Source organism: Sphingomonas sp. Leaf17 (assembly GCF_001421505.1).
Lineage (GTDB): Bacteria > Pseudomonadota > Alphaproteobacteria > Sphingomonadales > Sphingomonadaceae > Sphingomonas.
Genome location: NZ_LMKL01000006.1, coordinates 233,010 through 249,591, shown reverse-complemented (window position 1 = coordinate 249,591; position 16,582 = coordinate 233,010). Strand labels below are relative to the sequence as shown.

General features: G+C 66.3%; 20 protein-coding genes and 1 tRNA gene. 14 read left to right on the top strand and 7 right to left on the bottom strand.

From position 1 onward, the window contains the following. Nucleotides 1-18 precede the first annotated feature (18 nt). Complete coding sequence (nadB, locus tag ASE75_RS10260; protein ID WP_055932914.1) at nucleotides 19-1,602, bottom strand: L-aspartate oxidase; 1,584 nt, start codon at nucleotides 1,600-1,602, stop codon at nucleotides 19-21. A gap of 136 nt (nucleotides 1,603-1,738) precedes the next feature. Between nadB and ASE75_RS10255 the strand changes: the two genes are divergently transcribed. Next, a complete protein-coding gene (locus ASE75_RS10255) occupies nucleotides 1,739-1,978 on the top strand; it encodes an antitoxin MazE family protein (protein ID WP_055932911.1) in 240 nt (79 codons plus the stop codon). Beyond that, nucleotides 1,975-2,298 (top strand): type II toxin-antitoxin system PemK/MazF family toxin, encoded by a 324-nt coding sequence (locus ASE75_RS10250; protein WP_055932907.1) that lies wholly within the window; start codon nucleotides 1,975-1,977, stop codon nucleotides 2,296-2,298. The genes ASE75_RS10255 and ASE75_RS10250 overlap by 4 nt, the downstream gene beginning before the upstream one ends. A 903-nt stretch (nucleotides 2,299-3,201) precedes the next feature. Here ASE75_RS10250 and ASE75_RS10245 read toward each other — a convergent pair. Then, nucleotides 3,202-4,140, bottom strand: coding sequence for an ABC transporter ATP-binding protein (locus ASE75_RS10245; protein WP_055932904.1), 939 nt, complete (start codon nucleotides 4,138-4,140; stop codon nucleotides 3,202-3,204). A gap of 81 nt (nucleotides 4,141-4,221) precedes the next feature. Between ASE75_RS10245 and ASE75_RS10240 the strand changes: the two genes are divergently transcribed. Further along, entirely contained in the window at nucleotides 4,222-4,455 is a 234-nt protein-coding gene (locus ASE75_RS10240) for a zinc-finger domain-containing protein (protein WP_055932899.1), read from the top strand. 426 nt (nucleotides 4,456-4,881) lie between these two features. Then, entirely contained in the window at nucleotides 4,882-6,306 is a 1,425-nt protein-coding gene (gene tldD, locus ASE75_RS10235; protein ID WP_055932896.1) for a metalloprotease TldD, read from the top strand. A gap of 7 nt (nucleotides 6,307-6,313) precedes the next feature. Here the strand turns inward: tldD and ASE75_RS10230 are convergent, their stop codons facing one another. Beyond that, on the bottom strand, nucleotides 6,314-6,610 hold the full coding sequence (locus tag ASE75_RS10230; RefSeq protein WP_055932893.1) for a CcdB family protein: 297 nt from the start codon (nucleotides 6,608-6,610) through the stop codon (nucleotides 6,314-6,316). Further along, a complete protein-coding gene (locus ASE75_RS10225) occupies nucleotides 6,610-6,855 on the bottom strand; it encodes a type II toxin-antitoxin system CcdA family antitoxin (RefSeq protein ID WP_055932890.1) in 246 nt (81 codons plus the stop codon). The genes ASE75_RS10230 and ASE75_RS10225 overlap by 1 nt, the downstream gene beginning before the upstream one ends. Before the next feature lie 48 nt (nucleotides 6,856-6,903). On the opposite strand from ASE75_RS10225, the gene ASE75_RS10220 reads away from it, so the two are divergent. The 4 genes from ASE75_RS10220 (at nucleotide 6,904) to ASE75_RS10205 (ending at nucleotide 10,552) form a co-directional block, all read left to right on the top strand. Further along, nucleotides 6,904-7,101: a putative signal transducing protein gene (locus tag ASE75_RS10220; protein WP_055932886.1), complete on the top strand. Its 198-nt coding sequence runs from the start codon at nucleotides 6,904-6,906 to the stop codon at nucleotides 7,099-7,101. A 149-nt stretch (nucleotides 7,102-7,250) separates the two neighbouring features. Beyond that, nucleotides 7,251-7,589 (top strand): P-II family nitrogen regulator, encoded by a 339-nt coding sequence (locus ASE75_RS10215; protein WP_055932883.1) that lies wholly within the window; start codon nucleotides 7,251-7,253, stop codon nucleotides 7,587-7,589. Between the two features lie 28 nt (nucleotides 7,590-7,617). Beyond that, nucleotides 7,618-8,955, top strand: coding sequence for an ammonium transporter (locus ASE75_RS10210; protein ID WP_055933353.1), 1,338 nt, complete (start codon nucleotides 7,618-7,620; stop codon nucleotides 8,953-8,955). 193 nt (nucleotides 8,956-9,148) lie between these two features. After that, the gene (locus ASE75_RS10205) at nucleotides 9,149-10,552 is read left to right on the top strand and encodes an FAD/NAD(P)-binding protein (RefSeq protein WP_055932879.1); all 1,404 of its coding nucleotides are present in this window, start codon (nucleotides 9,149-9,151) and stop codon (nucleotides 10,550-10,552) included. A 73-nt stretch (nucleotides 10,553-10,625) separates the two neighbouring features. Here ASE75_RS10205 and pyk read toward each other — a convergent pair whose 3' ends face one another. Next, entirely contained in the window at nucleotides 10,626-12,080 is a 1,455-nt protein-coding gene (gene pyk / locus ASE75_RS10200) for a pyruvate kinase (RefSeq protein WP_055932876.1), read from the bottom strand. A 76-nt stretch (nucleotides 12,081-12,156) separates the two neighbouring features. Between pyk and ASE75_RS10195 the strand changes: the two genes are divergently transcribed. The 3 genes from ASE75_RS10195 (at nucleotide 12,157) to ASE75_RS10185 (ending at nucleotide 13,209) form a co-directional block, all read left to right on the top strand. Beyond that, nucleotides 12,157-12,450 (top strand): DUF1244 domain-containing protein, encoded by a 294-nt coding sequence (locus tag ASE75_RS10195; RefSeq protein WP_055932874.1) that lies wholly within the window; start codon nucleotides 12,157-12,159, stop codon nucleotides 12,448-12,450. Between the two features lie 179 nt (nucleotides 12,451-12,629). Continuing rightward, nucleotides 12,630-12,872 carry a DUF2312 domain-containing protein gene (locus tag ASE75_RS10190; RefSeq protein ID WP_200922350.1) on the top strand — a complete coding sequence of 81 codons (243 nt, stop codon included), beginning with the start codon at nucleotides 12,630-12,632 and terminating at the stop codon, nucleotides 12,870-12,872. Between the two features lie 61 nt (nucleotides 12,873-12,933). Further along, complete coding sequence (locus ASE75_RS10185) at nucleotides 12,934-13,209, top strand: DUF1294 domain-containing protein (RefSeq protein ID WP_082463928.1); 276 nt, start codon at nucleotides 12,934-12,936, stop codon at nucleotides 13,207-13,209. Nucleotides 13,210-13,227: 18 nt separating this feature from the next. On the opposite strand, the gene ASE75_RS10180 is transcribed toward ASE75_RS10185, so the two are convergent. Next, the gene (locus ASE75_RS10180) at nucleotides 13,228-14,685 is read right to left on the bottom strand and encodes an ATP-binding protein (protein ID WP_055932864.1); all 1,458 of its coding nucleotides are present in this window, start codon (nucleotides 14,683-14,685) and stop codon (nucleotides 13,228-13,230) included. Between the two features lie 278 nt (nucleotides 14,686-14,963). Between ASE75_RS10180 and ASE75_RS10175 the strand changes: the two genes are divergently transcribed. Both ASE75_RS10175 and ruvC read left to right on the top strand, forming a co-directional pair. After that, entirely contained in the window at nucleotides 14,964-15,707 is a 744-nt protein-coding gene (locus ASE75_RS10175; RefSeq protein WP_055932861.1) for a YebC/PmpR family DNA-binding transcriptional regulator, read from the top strand. Nucleotides 15,708-15,711: 4 nt separating this feature from the next. Then, nucleotides 15,712-16,215: a crossover junction endodeoxyribonuclease RuvC gene (gene ruvC / locus ASE75_RS10170; protein WP_055932858.1), complete on the top strand. Its 504-nt coding sequence runs from the start codon at nucleotides 15,712-15,714 to the stop codon at nucleotides 16,213-16,215. A gap of 66 nt (nucleotides 16,216-16,281) precedes the next feature. Here the strand turns inward: ruvC and ASE75_RS10165 are convergent. Next, a tRNA-Thr gene (locus ASE75_RS10165) sits at nucleotides 16,282-16,356 on the bottom strand. An 87-nt stretch (nucleotides 16,357-16,443) separates the two neighbouring features. On the opposite strand from ASE75_RS10165, the gene ASE75_RS16035 reads away from it, so the two are divergent. Further along, the gene (locus ASE75_RS16035; RefSeq protein WP_268796035.1) at nucleotides 16,444-16,566 is read left to right on the top strand and encodes a hypothetical protein; all 123 of its coding nucleotides are present in this window, start codon (nucleotides 16,444-16,446) and stop codon (nucleotides 16,564-16,566) included. Nucleotides 16,567-16,582 lie beyond the last annotated feature (16 nt).

The window sequence follows — 16,582 nt, the reverse complement described above, 5'->3', positions numbered from 1 at the left end:
GGGACGCCGCCGGCCGCGTTACGGGACCAGCACCGTGTCCACCGCCTCCGGCAGCATGTCCGGATAATCCAGCGTGAAGTGCAGCCCCCGGCTTTCATGCCGATGCAGCGCGGACCGGACGATCAGGTCGGCGGTCTGCAACAGGTTGCGCAGTTCGATCAGGTCCGGCGTCACGCGGAAATGGCCGTAATAGTCCGCCACCTCGTCGGTCAGCATCTTGATCCGGTGCTGCGCGCGTTCCAGCCGCTTGGTCGTGCGGACGATGCCGACGTAATTCCACATGAAGCGGCGGATCTCGGTCCAGTTCTGCTTGATGACCACTTCCTCGTCCGAATCCGCGACCCGGCTTTCGTCCCACGGGCGGATCGGCGGCGGCGGCGGCAGCGCGTCCCAGTTGGCGGCGATGTGGTTGGCGACCGCCTCCCCGAACACGAAACATTCCAGCAGCGAATTGGACGCCAGCCGGTTCGCACCGTGCAGGCCCGATTCGCTGCATTCGCCCGCCGCGTACAGGCCGGGCAGGTCGGTGCGCCCGTCGCGGTCGATGACCACGCCGCCACAGGTGTAATGCTGCGCCGGTACCACCGGGATCGGCTGCTTCGTCATGTCGATGCCAAGCCCGATCAGCTTGTCGTGGATGTTGGGGAAGTGATGCCGGATGAAATCCTCGGGCATGTGGCTGATGTCGAGATGGACGTAATCCAGCCCGTCGCGCTTGATCTCGGCGTCGATCGCGCGCGCCACCACGTCGCGCGGGGCCAGTTCCGCGCGCGGGTCGATGTCGGGCATGAAGCGGTGGCCGGTTTTCGGGTTCAGCAACCGCCCGCCCTCGCCGCGCACGGCTTCGGTAATCAGGAAGTTCTTGACCTCCAGATTGTACAGGCAGGTCGGGTGGAACTGCATCATTTCCATGTTCGACACCCGCGCGCCCGCGCGCCACGCCATCGCGATTCCGTCCCCCGTCGCCCCGCGTGGTGCCGTGGAGAACAGATAGGTCCGGCCCGCCCCGCCGGTCGCCAGCACCGTCGCGCGCGCGGTGTACAGGTTCACGCGGCCGCTGCGCCGGTCGACCGCATAGACGCCCCAGACATTGCCCGCGCCCGAATAGCGTTCCTCATGCCGGCTGGTGGCCAGGTCGATCGCGACCTGATCGGGGACGAGGGTGATGTTCGGATGCGCCTCCGCCGCGCGCTGCAACGCCTCCTGCACCGCCCACCCGGTCGCGTCGGCGACATGGACGATGCGGCGGTGGCTGTGCCCGCCCTCGCGCGTCAGGTGCAACTCGTTGCCCTCGGTCTCGAACGGCACGCCCAGCCGGGTCAGCCGCTCGATCGCCGCCGGCGCGCCCTCCACCACCATCTCGACGATCGCCCGGTCGTTCAGGCCAGCGCCTGCGACCATCGTATCCTCGACATGGTTGTCGAACGTGTCGCCGGGTTCCAGCACCGCGGCGATCCCCCCTTGCGCCCACGCGGTCGACCCCTCGTTCAGCGCGCCCTTGGCCAGCACCGTCACGGTGAACCGGTCGGCCAGGTTCAGTGCGGCGGTAAGGCCCGCCGCGCCGGAGCCAATGATGAGGACGTCGGTGGAGGAGGAAGTCATTGGCCAGGGCCTGCGAAATTGCGGAAGCGGTTCCTATGCGCATGGGTGGGCGCGGGAGGGAAGGGGCGCGATACTCCGGGCTATGGTGCAACCGTCGAATCGGTGTTACATGTAACGAACAGTCGAAGGAGCAACCATGGCCATGTCCGTCCAGCAACGGGTCCGGCAGCGTCGCGAAACCCTGCGCGCGGCCGGCCTGCGTCCGATCCAGATCTGGGTGCCCGACACACGCCAGCCGGGCTTCGCCGACGAATGTCGACGTCAGGCGCAGATCGTTGCCGCCGCCGATGACGCCGACCATGATCTGGACAGCTTCCTCGACGCGGCGCTGATCGATCTCGATCCCGCCGATCTCGATCCCGAAGCCAAGGCGTGAAGCGCGGCGACCTCGTCACGATCGCGCTGTCCGGCGATTTCGGCAAACCCCGCCCCGCGCTCGTTATCCAGGCCGACCAGTTCGATCAGACCGGGACGGTCACCGTCCTGCTGGTAACGGGAATGCTGGTCGACGCCCCACTGATCCGGGTGACGATCGAACCGACCGCCACCAACGGCCTGCGCAAGCCGTCGCAGGTCATGATCGACAAGACCATGTCCGTGAAACGCGACCGGGTCGGTACGGTGATCGGTCACGCAGATGCGGAGACGATGCTGGCGGTAACGCGGTCACTGGCGGTATTTCTGGGCATTGGGTGATGCGGGGTGCTTCGCGTCAGAAGCGACGATGGCGTCTGGGTGGGTGCGTGGCCGGTCAGCCAGCGCTGCTGTCCTATGAGACGTATAACCACTGAAGCCCACCCTCACGTTGCCATCCGTCGCGGGTCAAGACGTACCGTGCCTCATAAGCTCCACCGCAAAGCCCGGTACATTCATAATCGAAACGCACGGTAGCGGATTTTAGATCGGCGCTGAATGTCGGTGTGCTAATCGCATATATGAAGGCGGAGCGGAGGGAGGACTCGAGCACAGGCCCGTGGATGCCTGCTCGCATCTGGGCATCACTGGTGGCTTCTGAATAGCCGGCGGGCAGCGCTTTTTTAAGTTTGGGACATATGTAAATTGGACCACGCTGATAGTAATAATAATCAGCACCAACATTTCTGTTGATATCCGGTATATCGCGAATAGCGACATGTCCGACTGCGCAAATGACTGATTTTTTTGGTATGGCTACCGCAACATCAGCCGCCATTAGAATTATAGCCGATAGAAACAATCTGCCTCTCCCGAAATAAAACGACAACCAATAAACATGTTATACAATATAAAAGTGATAATGTCATAATTTTCAGCACACCTAGACTAACGCGCGTATCGGCAAATTAAAGCTTCTGCATCGCAAATCTATTTACGATATAACGGCACATCCGATGTGATTCATGGTGCATCTAAATCTGATTAGATATTGGCCGTTCTTGCAGGCGAAAAATTCACAAACTTGCATCGGTACAATGTGTCGCAATTTCAACAGGCCGATCCACGCAGAAATCTGACGCGAGGGCATGGTGGGTGCGATGAGGCAGGCCACATCAGCTGCCATCCGCAGCGTAGACGGTCAGCGGTAGATAAGCACTGGATGGCTGAGGCATCCGCCGCCGCTCACCCGTTCGCCGCCCGGGTCAGACTTAAAAACACGTCCTCCAGATCCGCTTCCTTGGTCGTCACATCCACGATGCCGTAGCCATCCGCCGTCACCGCCGCCAGCACCTGACCCGCATTCACCCGGTCCTTTGAATAAGTGATCTCCAGCGTGCGCGCGCCCTTCAGCGCGATCTTCTGGAAGATGCCGTGCTCGGGCACGGCGGTCACGTCGCGGTCGACCGTCACCGCGACGATCTTTTCCTGCGCCTTGCCGACCAGTTCGCGGGTCGGTTCGTTGGCGATCAGCTTGCCCTGGTTGATGATGGCGATGCGGTCGCACAACTGCTCCGCCTCCTCCAGATAGTGCGTCGTCAGCACGACCGTCACGCCGCGTTCGTTCAGCGAGCGGACATAGGTCCACAGCTGTTGCCGCAGTTCGATGTCGACGCCTGCGGTCGGTTCGTCCAGCACCAGCACCGGCGGCGAATGGACCATCGCCTTGGCCACCATCAGCCGCCGCTTCATCCCGCCCGACAGCGTGCGGGCATAGGCGGTCGCCTTGTCCTCCAGATGTACCGCGCGCAGCAATTCCATCGACCGGCGTTCGGACTTGGGCACGCCGTACAGCCCGGCCTGCAACTCCAGCGTCTCGATCGGCGTGAAGAACGGGTCGAACAGGATCTCCTGGTTGACGATGCCGATCGACGCCTTGGCGTTGCGCGGGTGCGCGTCGATGTCGAAGCCCCAGATCGACGCGGTGCCGCCGGTCTTGTTCACCAGCCCGGCCAAGATGTTGATGAGCGTCGACTTGCCGGCGCCATTCGGTCCCAGCAGGCCGAAGATCTGACCGCGCGGCACGTCGAACGTCACGTCGTCGAGCGCGCGCTTGCCGCCCTCATAGGTCTTGGACAGGCCCTCGATGCGGATGGCGGCTTCGGTCGTGGGAATGTCTGTCATGGGAGCAGGCCTTAGCGCGCGGGCCTTGCGCCGCACAAGAACGCGATTGAAGCGGGTGTCGGCACTTGCTATCCCGCGCAGATGCTCCCGCCGCCCGAAACCACCCGCGTCACCCACAATCGCGTCGCCTGCGACGGGTCCACCGACATCCCCGGCGGTGCCGCGCTCGGCCACCCGCGCGTCTGGCTGGAGATCGACGACACCGGCTATGTTGACTGCGGATACTGCGACCGGCGCTTCATCCTCGTCGGCGGTCCGGCCGATGGTGCGGATCAGTCGACGTTGAAGGATCACGGGGACGGGGCGGGACGCTGAGCCGCGGCGCCGGCCCGGCCTCGCCCGGGCTACCGGCGCAAGGCCGGCCGGCGACCGGCTGAAAGCCGGATCGCCCGACGACGCGGCTTTGCCGCGGCGCCGGTTCGGCAAAGCACGAACCACAGGCGCGAGGCCGGCCGGCGACCAGCCGAAGGTTGCGTCGTCCGACGACGCGGCTTCGCCGCGGCGGCCCCTGTCCGGATAGCGGCCCCACTTTCCCCCTACCAATGTTGGAAATCCCCCGGCACAACCGTCGGATGACGCCCGGCCATATCTCCCCCGTGTTCCCGCGAACACAGGAACCCGCAAACCCGCTGACGAGTGCGCGCTTCCCACCCCAAAGTTGACAAAACGACACCGTCTCTGATGCAGGTCGTCAACTTCGCAGCCATTTACCCCGCCGGCCGCGTCCCTATATTCCCCGGTATGATAACCGCAGACCCCCGCTCGTTCCTGTACCGCGACGGCCTATCGCCCGACGCCGCGCAGGCCCTGACCGCCGCCGCGCTGACCAAGGCCGATGACGGCGAACTCTATCTGCAATATCGCCGCAGCGAGGCGTTCGGCTTCGACGATGGCCGGCTGAAGACCGCCGCCTATGACACGCACAGCGGTTTCGGCCTGCGCGCCGTGTCGGGCGAGATGACCGCGTTCGCCCACGCCAACGAACTGTCGGAGGCCGCGATCAAGCGCGCGGGCGAGACGATGGCGCTGATCGACCCGTCGACCGCCGCGAAGGCTCCGCCGCCGCGCGCGACCAACCGGCATCTCTACACCGACGCCGATCCGCTCGATCTGGTGCCGTTCGCCGACAAGGTGAACCTGTGCCAGACGATCGACGCCGCCGCCCGCGCCCGCGACCCCCGCGTCGCGCAGGTCTCCGTCAGCCTGTCGGGCACCTGGGGCGTGGTTGAGGTCGTCCGGCCCGACGGCTTCGTCGCCACCGACGTCCGGCCGCTGGTCCGCCTGAACATCCAGATCGTGGTCGAACAAAATGGCCGGCGCGAGACCGGCAGCTTCGGAATCGGCGGCCGCTATCTCTATAACCGGCTGATGGATCCGGCGACGTGGAATCGCGGTATCGACGAGGCGCTGGCGCAAGGACTGGTCAATCTGGAGTCGGTCGCCGCGCCGGCCGGCGAGATGACCGTGCTGCTCGGGTCGGGCTGGCCCGGCATCCTGCTGCACGAGGCGATCGGCCACGGACTGGAGGGCGACTTCAATCGCAAGGGAACCTCCGCTTTCTCCGGCCGGATCGGCGAGCGGGTCGCGGCGCCGGGCGTCACCGTGGTCGACGATGGCAGCCTCGCCGACCTGCGCGGGTCACTGTCGATCGACGACGAGGGCACGCCGACGCAGGAGAATATCCTGATCGAGGACGGCATCCTGAAGGGCTATATCCACGACCGCCTCAACGCGCGGCTGATGGGCGTCGCGCCGACCGGCAACGGCCGCCGCGAAAGCTTCGCGCACGCGCCGATGCCGCGCATGACCAACACCTTCATGAAGGGCGGCACCGACGATCCGGCCGAGCTGCTGAGCCGGGTCAAGACCGGCATCTTCGCCAAGAGCTTCGGCGGCGGTCAGGTCGATATCGTGTCCGGCAAGTTCGTGTTCTCCTGCACCGAGGCGTACCGAATCGAGAAAGGCCGGATCGGTGCTCCCATCAAGGGCGCGACGCTGATCGGCGACGGCCCGACCGTGCTGACCAAGGTGCGGGGCATCGGCAACGACTTCGCGCTGGACGAGGGGATCGGCGTCTGCGGCAAGGGTGGGCAGAGCGTCCCGGCCGGTGTCGGCCAACCGACCCTGCTGGTCGAGGGGTTGACGGTCGGCGGAACGGCGGTGTGAGGCGGCGTCAGTAGCCGGTGAGGAGAACGTCGAACGCGGCCTTGATGGTCAGGTCGTGGTCGGCGAGCGATCCGACCCGTTGGCCAAGACGATAGACCGATATTGCCGCCGCAAATTCCGTCATCATCATCCGGTCTACCCCGTCGATCGAAAAGATCGGATTAAGCCGACGCATTGATGGTAATTCGTCACTCACCGGGATCAGCGGCACTACCAAACGGCTGTTGTAATGAGACAGCAGGTCCGATTGGCAGTCCAGCAGCAGATCATTTGATCCCGTAAGGTAAATGTCGAACTGCGCCATTAAAACATGCGGTATTTTTCGAGGGGCAGGCCGTTCTTCTCCACCCAGGCGTTGTGCAGTTCGATCGCCTCCCGGTTCTCCTCCTTCCAACGGCGTTCGTGTTCGCGCTTTACTTCAGCCGCCAGCGCCTTCTGGCAATGCTCGGACAGGTTAATGCCAAGTGCGCGTGCATCAATCACCGTCTGTTCCTCCAGCGAGAGATTGACGGCCCGCTTCCGGGGTGGCGAGATGGCAGCATGTTTCATGCGCAAATACTATGCGCACGTCCCTGACCCGTCAACGAGGATGCACCGATGAGCCTTGCCGAACTGGGCCGCTTCGACCGGAACGAAGCGCATATCATCGTCGGCCGTCTGGAGAGCGAGGGCATCCCGGCGATCGCGTTCGACGGCAATGCCTCGATCGGCGATGGCAGCTGGCTGCTGGTGCCGGTCCGGGTGATGGTCGATGACGAGGATCTGGACGCGGCGCGCGCGATCATCGCTGCCTGATTTTCGGGCAAATCGTGGGGCCTGCCCATATTTTTACGCTTTGTTGACCTTTGCCGCCTGCCTGCCGGCCGTGTTCAAGGCCGTTTCGCACATGGCACGATGATTGCGATACCGATCCCCGGGACATAATCGCCAAGGGGGGCTTTGGGTTGAAACTCGTCATAGCCATCATCAAACCGTTCAAGCTCGACGAAGTGCGCGAGGCGCTGACCGCGGTCGGTGTCGCCGGCATGACCGTCAGCGAGGTGAAGGGGTTCGGCCGCCAGAAGGGCCAGACCGAAATCTATCGCGGGGCCGAATACAGCACCAACATGGTGCCCAAGATCAAGATCGAGGTCGTCTGCGCCGCTGACGTCGCCGACCGCGCGGTCGAGGCGATCCAGGCATCGGCGAACACCGGCGCGATCGGCGACGGCAAGATCTTCGTGCTCGACGTCGGTCAGGCGGTGCGGATCCGCACCGGCGAAACCGACGAAACGGCACTCTGACATGGTGGGGGGAACGATGAAGCACGCGATGAGAGTTTCCACAGGCAAGATCGCCGCGGGGGCCGGCGCTGCCGCTGTCCTGTTCGCGGCCATGCCCGCCTGGGCGCAGGAGGCGGCGGCCGCCGCACCGGCTGTCACCGTCAACAAGGGCGACACCGCCTGGATGATGACGTCGACCGTTCTGGTCCTGATGATGATCCTGCCGGGCCTGGCGCTGTTCTACGGCGGCCTGACGCGCGCCAAGAACATGCTGTCGGTGATGACCCAGATCGGCGCGGTCGCGTGTCTCGCAATGCTGCTGTGGGTCATGTATGGCTACACGATGGCGTTCGGCGATGGTGGCGGCGCGTTCATCTCCGGCTTCGGCAAGGCGTTCCTGGCCGGCATCACGCCGGATTCGACAGCGGCGACCTTCACCGCCGGCGTCGCGATCCCCGAATATGTCTTCATCGCGTTCCAGATGACCTTTGCCGCGATCACCGTCGCGCTGGTGCTGGGGTCGGTCGTCGAACGGATGAAGTTCTCGGCGGTGATGGTCTTTGCCATCGTCTGGCTGACGCTGGCCTATTTCCCGATCGCGCACATGGTCTGGGCATCGGGCGGCGTGTTCTTCAAGATGGGCGCGCTGGACTTTGCCGGCGGTACCGTGGTCCACGTCAACGCCGGTGTCTCGGCGCTGGTCGCGTCGCTGATCCTCGGCAAGCGGCTGGGCTATCCGACCGAGCGGATCGTGCCGCATTCGATGACGATGACCGGCATCGGCACCGGCCTGCTCTGGGTCGGCTGGTTCGGCTTCAACGCAGGGTCTGCGCTGGAGGCCAACGGCTCGGCGGCACTCGCGATGATCAACACCTTCGTTGCCACCGCCTCGGCAGGGCTTGCCTGGATGCTGGTGGAGCGGGTCAACGGCCACAAGGGGTCAGCGCTGGGCTTCTGCTCGGGTATCATCGCCGGTCTGGTCGCCGTCACGCCGGCGGCGGGCAATTCCGGTCCGTTCGGCGCGATCATCCTCGGCGCGCTCGCCTCGGTGGTCTGCTACTATGCGGTATCGTTCCTGAAGCCGAAGCTTGGTTATGACGACGCGCTCGACGCGTTCGGCATCCACGGCATCGGCGGCATGATCGGCGCGATCGGCACTGGCATCGTCTATGCCCCGGCGTTCGGCGGTCCCGGCAAGCCCGATTTCAGCATCGCCAGCCAGATCGTGACGCAGGTCATCGCCGTCGGTGCGACCATCATCTGGGCAACGATTGCCACCGTCATCGCGATGTACGTCGCCAAGGCGCTGACCGGCTTGCGGGTATCCGAAGAGGTGGAGCGCGAAGGCCTCGACCTCGGCGAGCACGGCGAGCGCGCCTACAACTGAGATTGGATGGGGGCGGCACAATCGCCCCCACCTCCAGCGGTTCCTCCTGCGGACCACCTCCAGCCCGGTACGGCGACGTACCGGGCCTTTTTTTGTCCGGGCCACCGGTCTGGAAGGGAGGGCGTGTCCGGTCGGCGGCGGGCGGTCGACACGGGCTATGCCAATGGCACCCGGTTGTGCGTATGAAACCCGCATGACGGATATTCCTCGCCCGACCGCGCCGCAATGGCTGACCCCCGACAGCCATGTCGTCATCGTTGGCGGCGGCTTCAGCGGTGCGTTGATGGCGATCAACCTGTTCCGCTTCGGCGGGCCGCGCACGACTTTGGTCGAGCGCACGCCGGCGCGGCTTGGCCGGGGCATCGCCTATGGCACCGCGCATCCCAGCCAGTTGCTGAACGTCCGCGCCGCGGCGATGAGCGCCTTTCCCGACGATCCCGCGCATTTCACGCGCTGGCTTGCGGCGCGGGAGGGTGAGGGCGGTTCACCCACCAGCTTTGTCGCGCGCGCCACCTATGGCGCGTATCTGCGCGAGATGCTGGCCGAAACGCGGGCGGCGGCGGGCGCGCGGCTGGACACGATCGCGGGTGAGGTGCTGGCGGTCGACCGGGCGGATGGCATGATCCGGCTTGCGCTGTCGGACGGCTCGACACTGACGGCGGATGCGGTCGTGCTGGCGGTCGGCAACCTGCCGCCGCATGTGCCGCCCGGTATCGACCCGGCCGCGCTGCCGACCGACGTCTATGTCCACAATCCATGGACGCAGGACCCCGCCGCTGGCCTTTCCGCCGCCGACCGCGTCGTGCTGGTCGGATCGGGCCTGACCGCGATCGACATGGCGCTGCAACTGGATGCGGCGGGGTTCGAGGGGAACATCCTCGCGCTGTCGCGGCGCGGCCTGTCGCCGCGTCGGCACGTCGATGGTGCGCCGGCCGCGCCGCCGGGATCGACCGACACGCCGGACCAGCCGCTGTCCGCGCTGGTCGCGCAGCTTCGCGCCGATGCGGCGGTGAAGGGCTGGCGGGCAGCAGTGGATGCGCTGCGCCCGGTGACCCAGCGGTGGTGGGCGCGCGCCGACGCCGTGACCCGCCAGCGCTTCCTGCGCCATGCGCGACCGTTCTGGGACGTGCACCGCCACCGGCTGGCCCCGGCGGTGGCCGACCGGATCGACGCGCTGGTCGCCGCGGGGCGGCTGACCTTCGCGGCCGGCAAGATCGTCACGGTGGAGGCGGATGGCGCGGGCGCGCGCCTGAGCTGGCGACCGCGCGGGCAGGCGCACCGGATCGAGACGACGGCGCGGCGGATCGTCAACTGCACCGGTCCGCAGGGCGACGTGCTGCGCAGCGACGAGGCTTTGCTGCGCCAGTTGATCGACGGCGGCATGATCCGGGCGGACGCGCTGCGGCTTGGCATCGACGTGGACGACGGATCGCGGGTCGTCGACAGCGCGGGGCGAGCGCAGTCGGATATCTACTGCGTGGGGCCGATGACGCGCGGAAGCTTCTGGGAAATCGTCGCGGTGCCGGACCTGCGCCGCCAGTGCGCCGATCTGGCGCGCCGGTTGTCCAACGCCCATTGGGTGAACGAGGGGCTGTAGGCAGCCCGTCAGCCCGTGCCGGGCCGATGCCCCTCCACCGGCGATCATCGTCGCCGGTGGAGGGGATATGCGATCAGTCGTAGTTCTTCAGTTCGTCGCCGGTCACGCGCACGACGTGCAGCACATTGGTCGAACCGGGCGTGCGGAAGGGGACGCCGGCCATCACGATGATGCTGTCGCCGGCACGGGCGATGCCGTGGCGCAGGGCCATGCGCTTGGCCTTTGCGACCATTTCCTCGAACGAGCTGACGTCCTTGGTGTGGACCGCGTGGGTGCCCCACAACAGGCCAAGGCGGCGTGCGGTTTCCAGTTCGGGGGTCAGGACCAGCAACGGCACCGACGGCCGCTCGCGCGCCACGCGGCGGGCGGTCGAGCCGGAGGTGGTGAAGCAGATGATCGCGGCGGCCGACACGGTCGACGCGATGTTCTTTGCTGCTTCCGACAACGCATCGGCGGTCGTCGGATCGGGCTTCATCACGGTAAAGTGGACGCGGTCGCCGTGGCCGGGATCGCGCTCCACCGCGTTGCCGATCGCGTTCATCATCGCCACCGATTCGGTCGGCCAGGCACCGGCGGCGCTTTCGGCCGACAGCATGATGGCATCGGCACCATCATAGATGGCTGTGGCCACGTCCGATACTTCCGCGCGGGTCGGCGACGGGCTGAGGATCATCGATTCGAGCATCTGCGTCGCGACCACCACCGGGCGGCCCATCCGGCGCGATACCTCGACGATACGCTTTTGCAGCGGCGGTACCTGCTCGGGTGGCATTTCGACGCCAAGGTCGCCGCGTGCGACCATCACACCGTCACACGCCTCGACGATCTCCTCCAGCCGCTCGATCGCGGCCGGCTTTTCGATCTTGGCGAGCAGCGCCGCCTTGCCGCCGATCAGCTTGCGCGCTTCCCACAGATCCTCGGGCCGCTGCACGAACGACAGGGCGATCCAGTCGACGCCCTGGTCGACCGCCCAGTCGAGGTCGCTGCGATCCTTGGGCGTCAGCGCCGGGACCGGGACGACGACGTCGGGGACGTTCAGTCCCTTCTTGTCCGACAACGCGCCGCCCACCTCTACAAGAGTGGTGATCGTGTCGGCGGTGTGAGCGGTGACGCGCAGCACCAGCTTGCCGTCGTCGAGCAGCAGGCGGGCGCCCGGCTCGATCGCCTGGAAAATCTCGTCATGCGGCAATTCGACCCGGGTCGCATCGCCGGGTGCGGTCGATCGGTCGAGCACGAACGACGATCCGGTGACCAGCACGGTGCGGCCGCCATCGAATTTGCCGACGCGCAGTTTCGGCCCCTGAAGATCGGCAAGGATCGTCGTCGGGCGACGATATTCGGCCTCCAGCGAGCGAATCGCCTTTACGACCGCGACCTTCGACGCCTGATCGCCGTGGCTCATGTTGATTCGGAACGCATCGGCCCCTGCCTCGAACAGAGTGGCGATCATCTCGCGCGTGCTGCTGGCCGGGCCGAGCGTTGCGAGAATGCGGACCTTACGCGATCGGGGGGATATGGCCTTGGTCATACGAAAACATCCTCGGGACTTTGCCCGGCAGGCTCTACCGCCTATCTCGCGCCAATCAACCTTGGAGCGACAGGTAATGGCTACTCTTGACGATATCGACGACGCTACGGCCGCCGCGGCGTTCCGCCGGCTGGTCCTGCACCTGCGCCACCGCGACGATGCGGCCAATGTCGATCTGATGGGCCTCGCCGGATTCTGCCGCAACTGCCTGTCCGACTGGACGCACGAGGCGAGCGGCGGCACGCTGGGCAAGGACGCCGCGCGAGAGGCCATTTACGGGATGCCCTACGCGCAGTGGAAGGCGCAAGCCGGCGAGGCGACGCCGGAGCAGCTGGCGCGCATGGCGGAGAGCGTGAAGAAGAACGCATGAGGGTTAACGCGACCGTTGGTTAACGCTCGCCTTGAGCGGCGCGCGCGAACCGCCTAGACGCGCCGTCCGCATCCCCGTCGTCTGCGCGCGTATCGCGTCGCGACGAATCGGGGATCACATCACGCATCGGGTCCGAAGCGGCCAGGGGGAACATCATGACGGACGAACGCCAACACGGCATGGGCGGCGGATCGGTCGCCGCGGACGAACTGCGGCTGCTGATCGAGCGCGCCGAGCGACTGGAAGAAGAGAAGAAGGGCATCGCCGACGACATCAAGGACGTGATGGCCGAGGCAAAATCGCGTGGCTACGACACCAAGGCGATCCGCAAGATCATGAGTATCCGCAAGAAGAAGAAGGAAGAATATCAGGAGGAGGAGACCATCCTCGAAACCTACATGACCGCGCTTGGCATGATCTGATGACCGGGTCGCCGTGCCCGGTGGTGCCGGGGCGGCGGCCCGACGCGGCGGGGGCACGGCGTTGATCCTTGCCCTTGTCTGTTACCTGCTGGCGGTCAATTTCGCCGCCGTCGTCGCGTTCCGGCGTGACAAGGCGCTGGCGGTTCGGGGTGCGCGGCGAACGCGCGAATCGACGCTATTGTGGCTGGCGGTCGCCGGCGGCAGTCCGGGCGCGATCTGGGCGCGGCGGCGGTTTCGTCACAAGACGCGCAAACAGCCGTTCGCTGGCCGGCTTGACCGGATCGCGATGGTGCAGGCGGGGGGTGTCGTCGGGTTGGTTGTAACCCTCCTGATCTGACGGCGTGTGTTCCCGCGCTCACGCCGCCTCCGCCGGTTGCGTCGTCCATCCCAGCCGCGGCACGGTGATCGACCGCTTGCCGCCCATGTCGACGCGGCACACGAACAGCTCCCGCGATTCGATATTCGCCAGCAGCCGTCGCACGCGGCCGAGCGAACTGGTGCCGTACACTTCCGCAATGCGCAGGTCGGACGGGCAGGGATCGCCGTCGCGCGCCGCACGGGCGACGACGAGGAACGCACCGAGCATGTCGTCGGGCAAGGCGCTGGCCACCTCCAGCGCGGCCGTCCAGTCGGGATCGGTCAGGTCGAAGATCCCGGCCCGCGCGCAGCTCAGCCGTCGGACGAAGGCGGACAGGTCGACCGGTGGCCGCGCCAGATCGGCCATCCGGCAGCGGACCTGGAAATCCTGGAACAGCACAGCCGGCGCACGCAGGGCCGATTCTCGGTCCTCGACGATCGCGCGCATCACGTCGGCGACGATGGCCTCGACCGCCTCGGGCGTCTTGTCGGGCACCGCGCTCGCCGCCGGGGCCGGGGCGACCTTCGCGAAATCCTCGATCAGCGTGTCGGCGGGCACCGACACCTTGGGTTCGGGGCCGAAATTGAACTCCGGCAGCGGATCGACCGGCGCGAACAGCAGGTCCTTCATGTCGGCGGCGGGCGCGGTCGGCAGCGGGGTGAGTTTCGGACTGCCGCTGCGCGCCGACGTTTCGACCGAGCCGATCTTGACCGAGATCGGCCGCCTGGACACCGCCGGCCCCAATGCGAGGAACGTCCCGCGCTGAAGCTCGCGAATCGTCTCCGCCTGTCGCCGGTCCATGCCGAGCAGGTCGGCCGCGCGCGCCATGTCGATGTCGAGAAAGGTGCGGCCCATCAGGAAGTTCGACGCCTCCGCCGCGACGTTCTTGGCCAGCTTGGCCAGACGCTGCGTGGCGATGACGCCGGCAAGGCCGCGTTTGCGTCCGCGACACATCAGGTTCGTCATCGCCGACAGCGAGGCGCGGCGGACCTCCTCGTTCACCTCACCGGCCGCCGCAGGGGCGAACAGCTGCGCCTCGTCGACCACCACGAGGGCGGGATACCAATGTTCGCGCGGGGCATCGAACATCGCCGACAGGAAGGAGGCGGCGCAGCGCATCTGGCCCTCGACCTCAAGCCCCTCCAGGCTGAGCACGACCGAGGCGCGGTGCTGGCGGATGCGCGCGGCAAACCGTGCGACCTCGCGCTCGCTATATTCGCCGGCGTCGATCACGGTGTGGCCATAGGCCCCGGACAGGGTGACGAAATCACCCTCGGGGTCGATGATGACCTGCTGCACCTGACCCGCCGATCGTTCGAGCAGGCGGCGCAGCAGATGCGATTTCCCCGATCCCGAATTGCCCTGAACCAGCAATCGGGTGGCGAGCAGTTCCTCCAGGTCGATCGCGACGGCGGCCCCTGCGCCGTCGGTTCCCATGTTCACGCGTACGGTCATGGGGCGCGTTTGGCGTATGCGGGCGGGGCGGGGCAAGCGGATTGCGGCGGGGGCATGATATACCGCATGACGAAGCCTTCAATTTGCAGCGTGTGGCGGGGCCTTGCGTCCGCGATCGTGACCCCATGAAACGGCACGACCCACGGCGACCACGGCCCCGCACGACACGCGCCAGCCCTGCCCGGCACGCCGCGGGCGGTGCTGGCAGCGAAAATCGATGCACTGGCGAAATCGGCGCGCGACGATTAAGACCCGGCGCATCCATTCAGAGGCGACCCATGGCAGGCCATTCCAAATACGCGAACATCAAGCATCGTAAGGGTGCGCAGGACAAGAAGCGCTCCAACATCTTCAGCAAGCTGTGCCGCGAAATTACCGTGGCCGCCAAGATGGGGCTGCCCGATCCCGACATGAACCCGCGCCTGCGCATGGCGGTGAACGCGGCCAAGGCGCAGTCGGTGCCCAAGGACAATATCCAGCGTTCGATCGACAAGGCGAGCCGCGGCGACACCGAGAATTACGAGGAAATCCGTTACGAGGGCTTTGGCCCCGGTGGCGTCAGCCTCATCATCGAGGCGCTGAGCGACAACCGCAACCGTACCGCGACCAACGTCCGCGTCGCGGTCAGCAAGAATGGCGGCAATCTGGGCGCGCCGGGTGCGGTCAGCCATGCGTTCGACCGGCTTGGTCTCATCAACTATCCGGCGTCCGCCGGCGATGCGGAGAAGGTCTTCGAGGCGGCGCTGGAGGCGGGTGCCGAGGACGTCACGTCGAGCGACGACGGTCACGAGATCTGGACCGATCAGGGGTCGCTGCACGAGGTCGTCAAGGCGCTGGAGCCGGTGCTGGGCGAGGCGGAGGGCGCGAAACTCGCCTGGCGTCCGCAGACGATGGTCGATGTCGGCGAGGGCGATGCCGCCACGCTGTTCAAGCTGCTCGACGCGCTGGACGAGGATGACGACGTCCAGACCGTGTGGGCGAATTACGAAATCTCCGATGACGTGATGGAAAAGCTGGGTTGAGCGCATGATCGTCCTCGGCCTCGACCCCGGCCTCGGCACCACCGGCTGGGGTTTGATCCGGGCCGAGGGCAACCGGCTGACGCATATCGCCAACGGGCGGTTGTGCACCGACACCAAGGCCCCGCTCGCGCGTCGGCTCGCGCATCTCGACGCGATGCTGGCCGCGCTGGTGATCGACCATGCGCCCGACGCGGCGGCGGTCGAGGAGGTGTTTGTCAATTCCAACGCGGTCACCACGCTCAAACTGGGGCAGGCGCGCGGCGTCGTGCTGTGCGCGGCCGCGCGCGCGGGCGTCGACGTCGGCGAGTACAAGGCGAGCGTCGTCAAGAAATCGGTGGTCGGTAACGGCAACGCTGAAAAGACGCAGGTGCAGGCGATGATCGGGGTGCTGCTGCCTGGCGTGAAGATCGACGGCCCCGACGCCGCCGACGCGCTGGCGGTGGCGATCTGCCACGCGCATCACAGCGCCAGCGCCAGAACGATGGCCCGTGCCCGCCCGATGGCGTGAACGCAGGCGGCGGGGATTACCGCCCCTTGCCCGGCGGGCCGTGGCATTGCCGTGATATCGGAAAAATGGTGCTGCTGGGGAGGATTGAACTCCCGACCTCGTCATTACCAATGACGCGCTCTACCACTGAGCTACAGCAGCGCACACCACCGTCGAGCGGTGGAGCGGGCCTAAGAGACGACCCGGGAAAGATTGTCAAGGCAGGCGATGCAGGTTTAGGCTTGGGATATGACGGAAAAGGAAGAAAAGGCCGCGCGGCTGGCGGCGGCGCTTCGGCAGAACCTCCGGCGGCGCAAGGCGCAGGCGCGGGGTGAGGCACCGGCGACGGTGCCAGACCCCGACAAGGACTGACCCCGCGCCGCCGGTT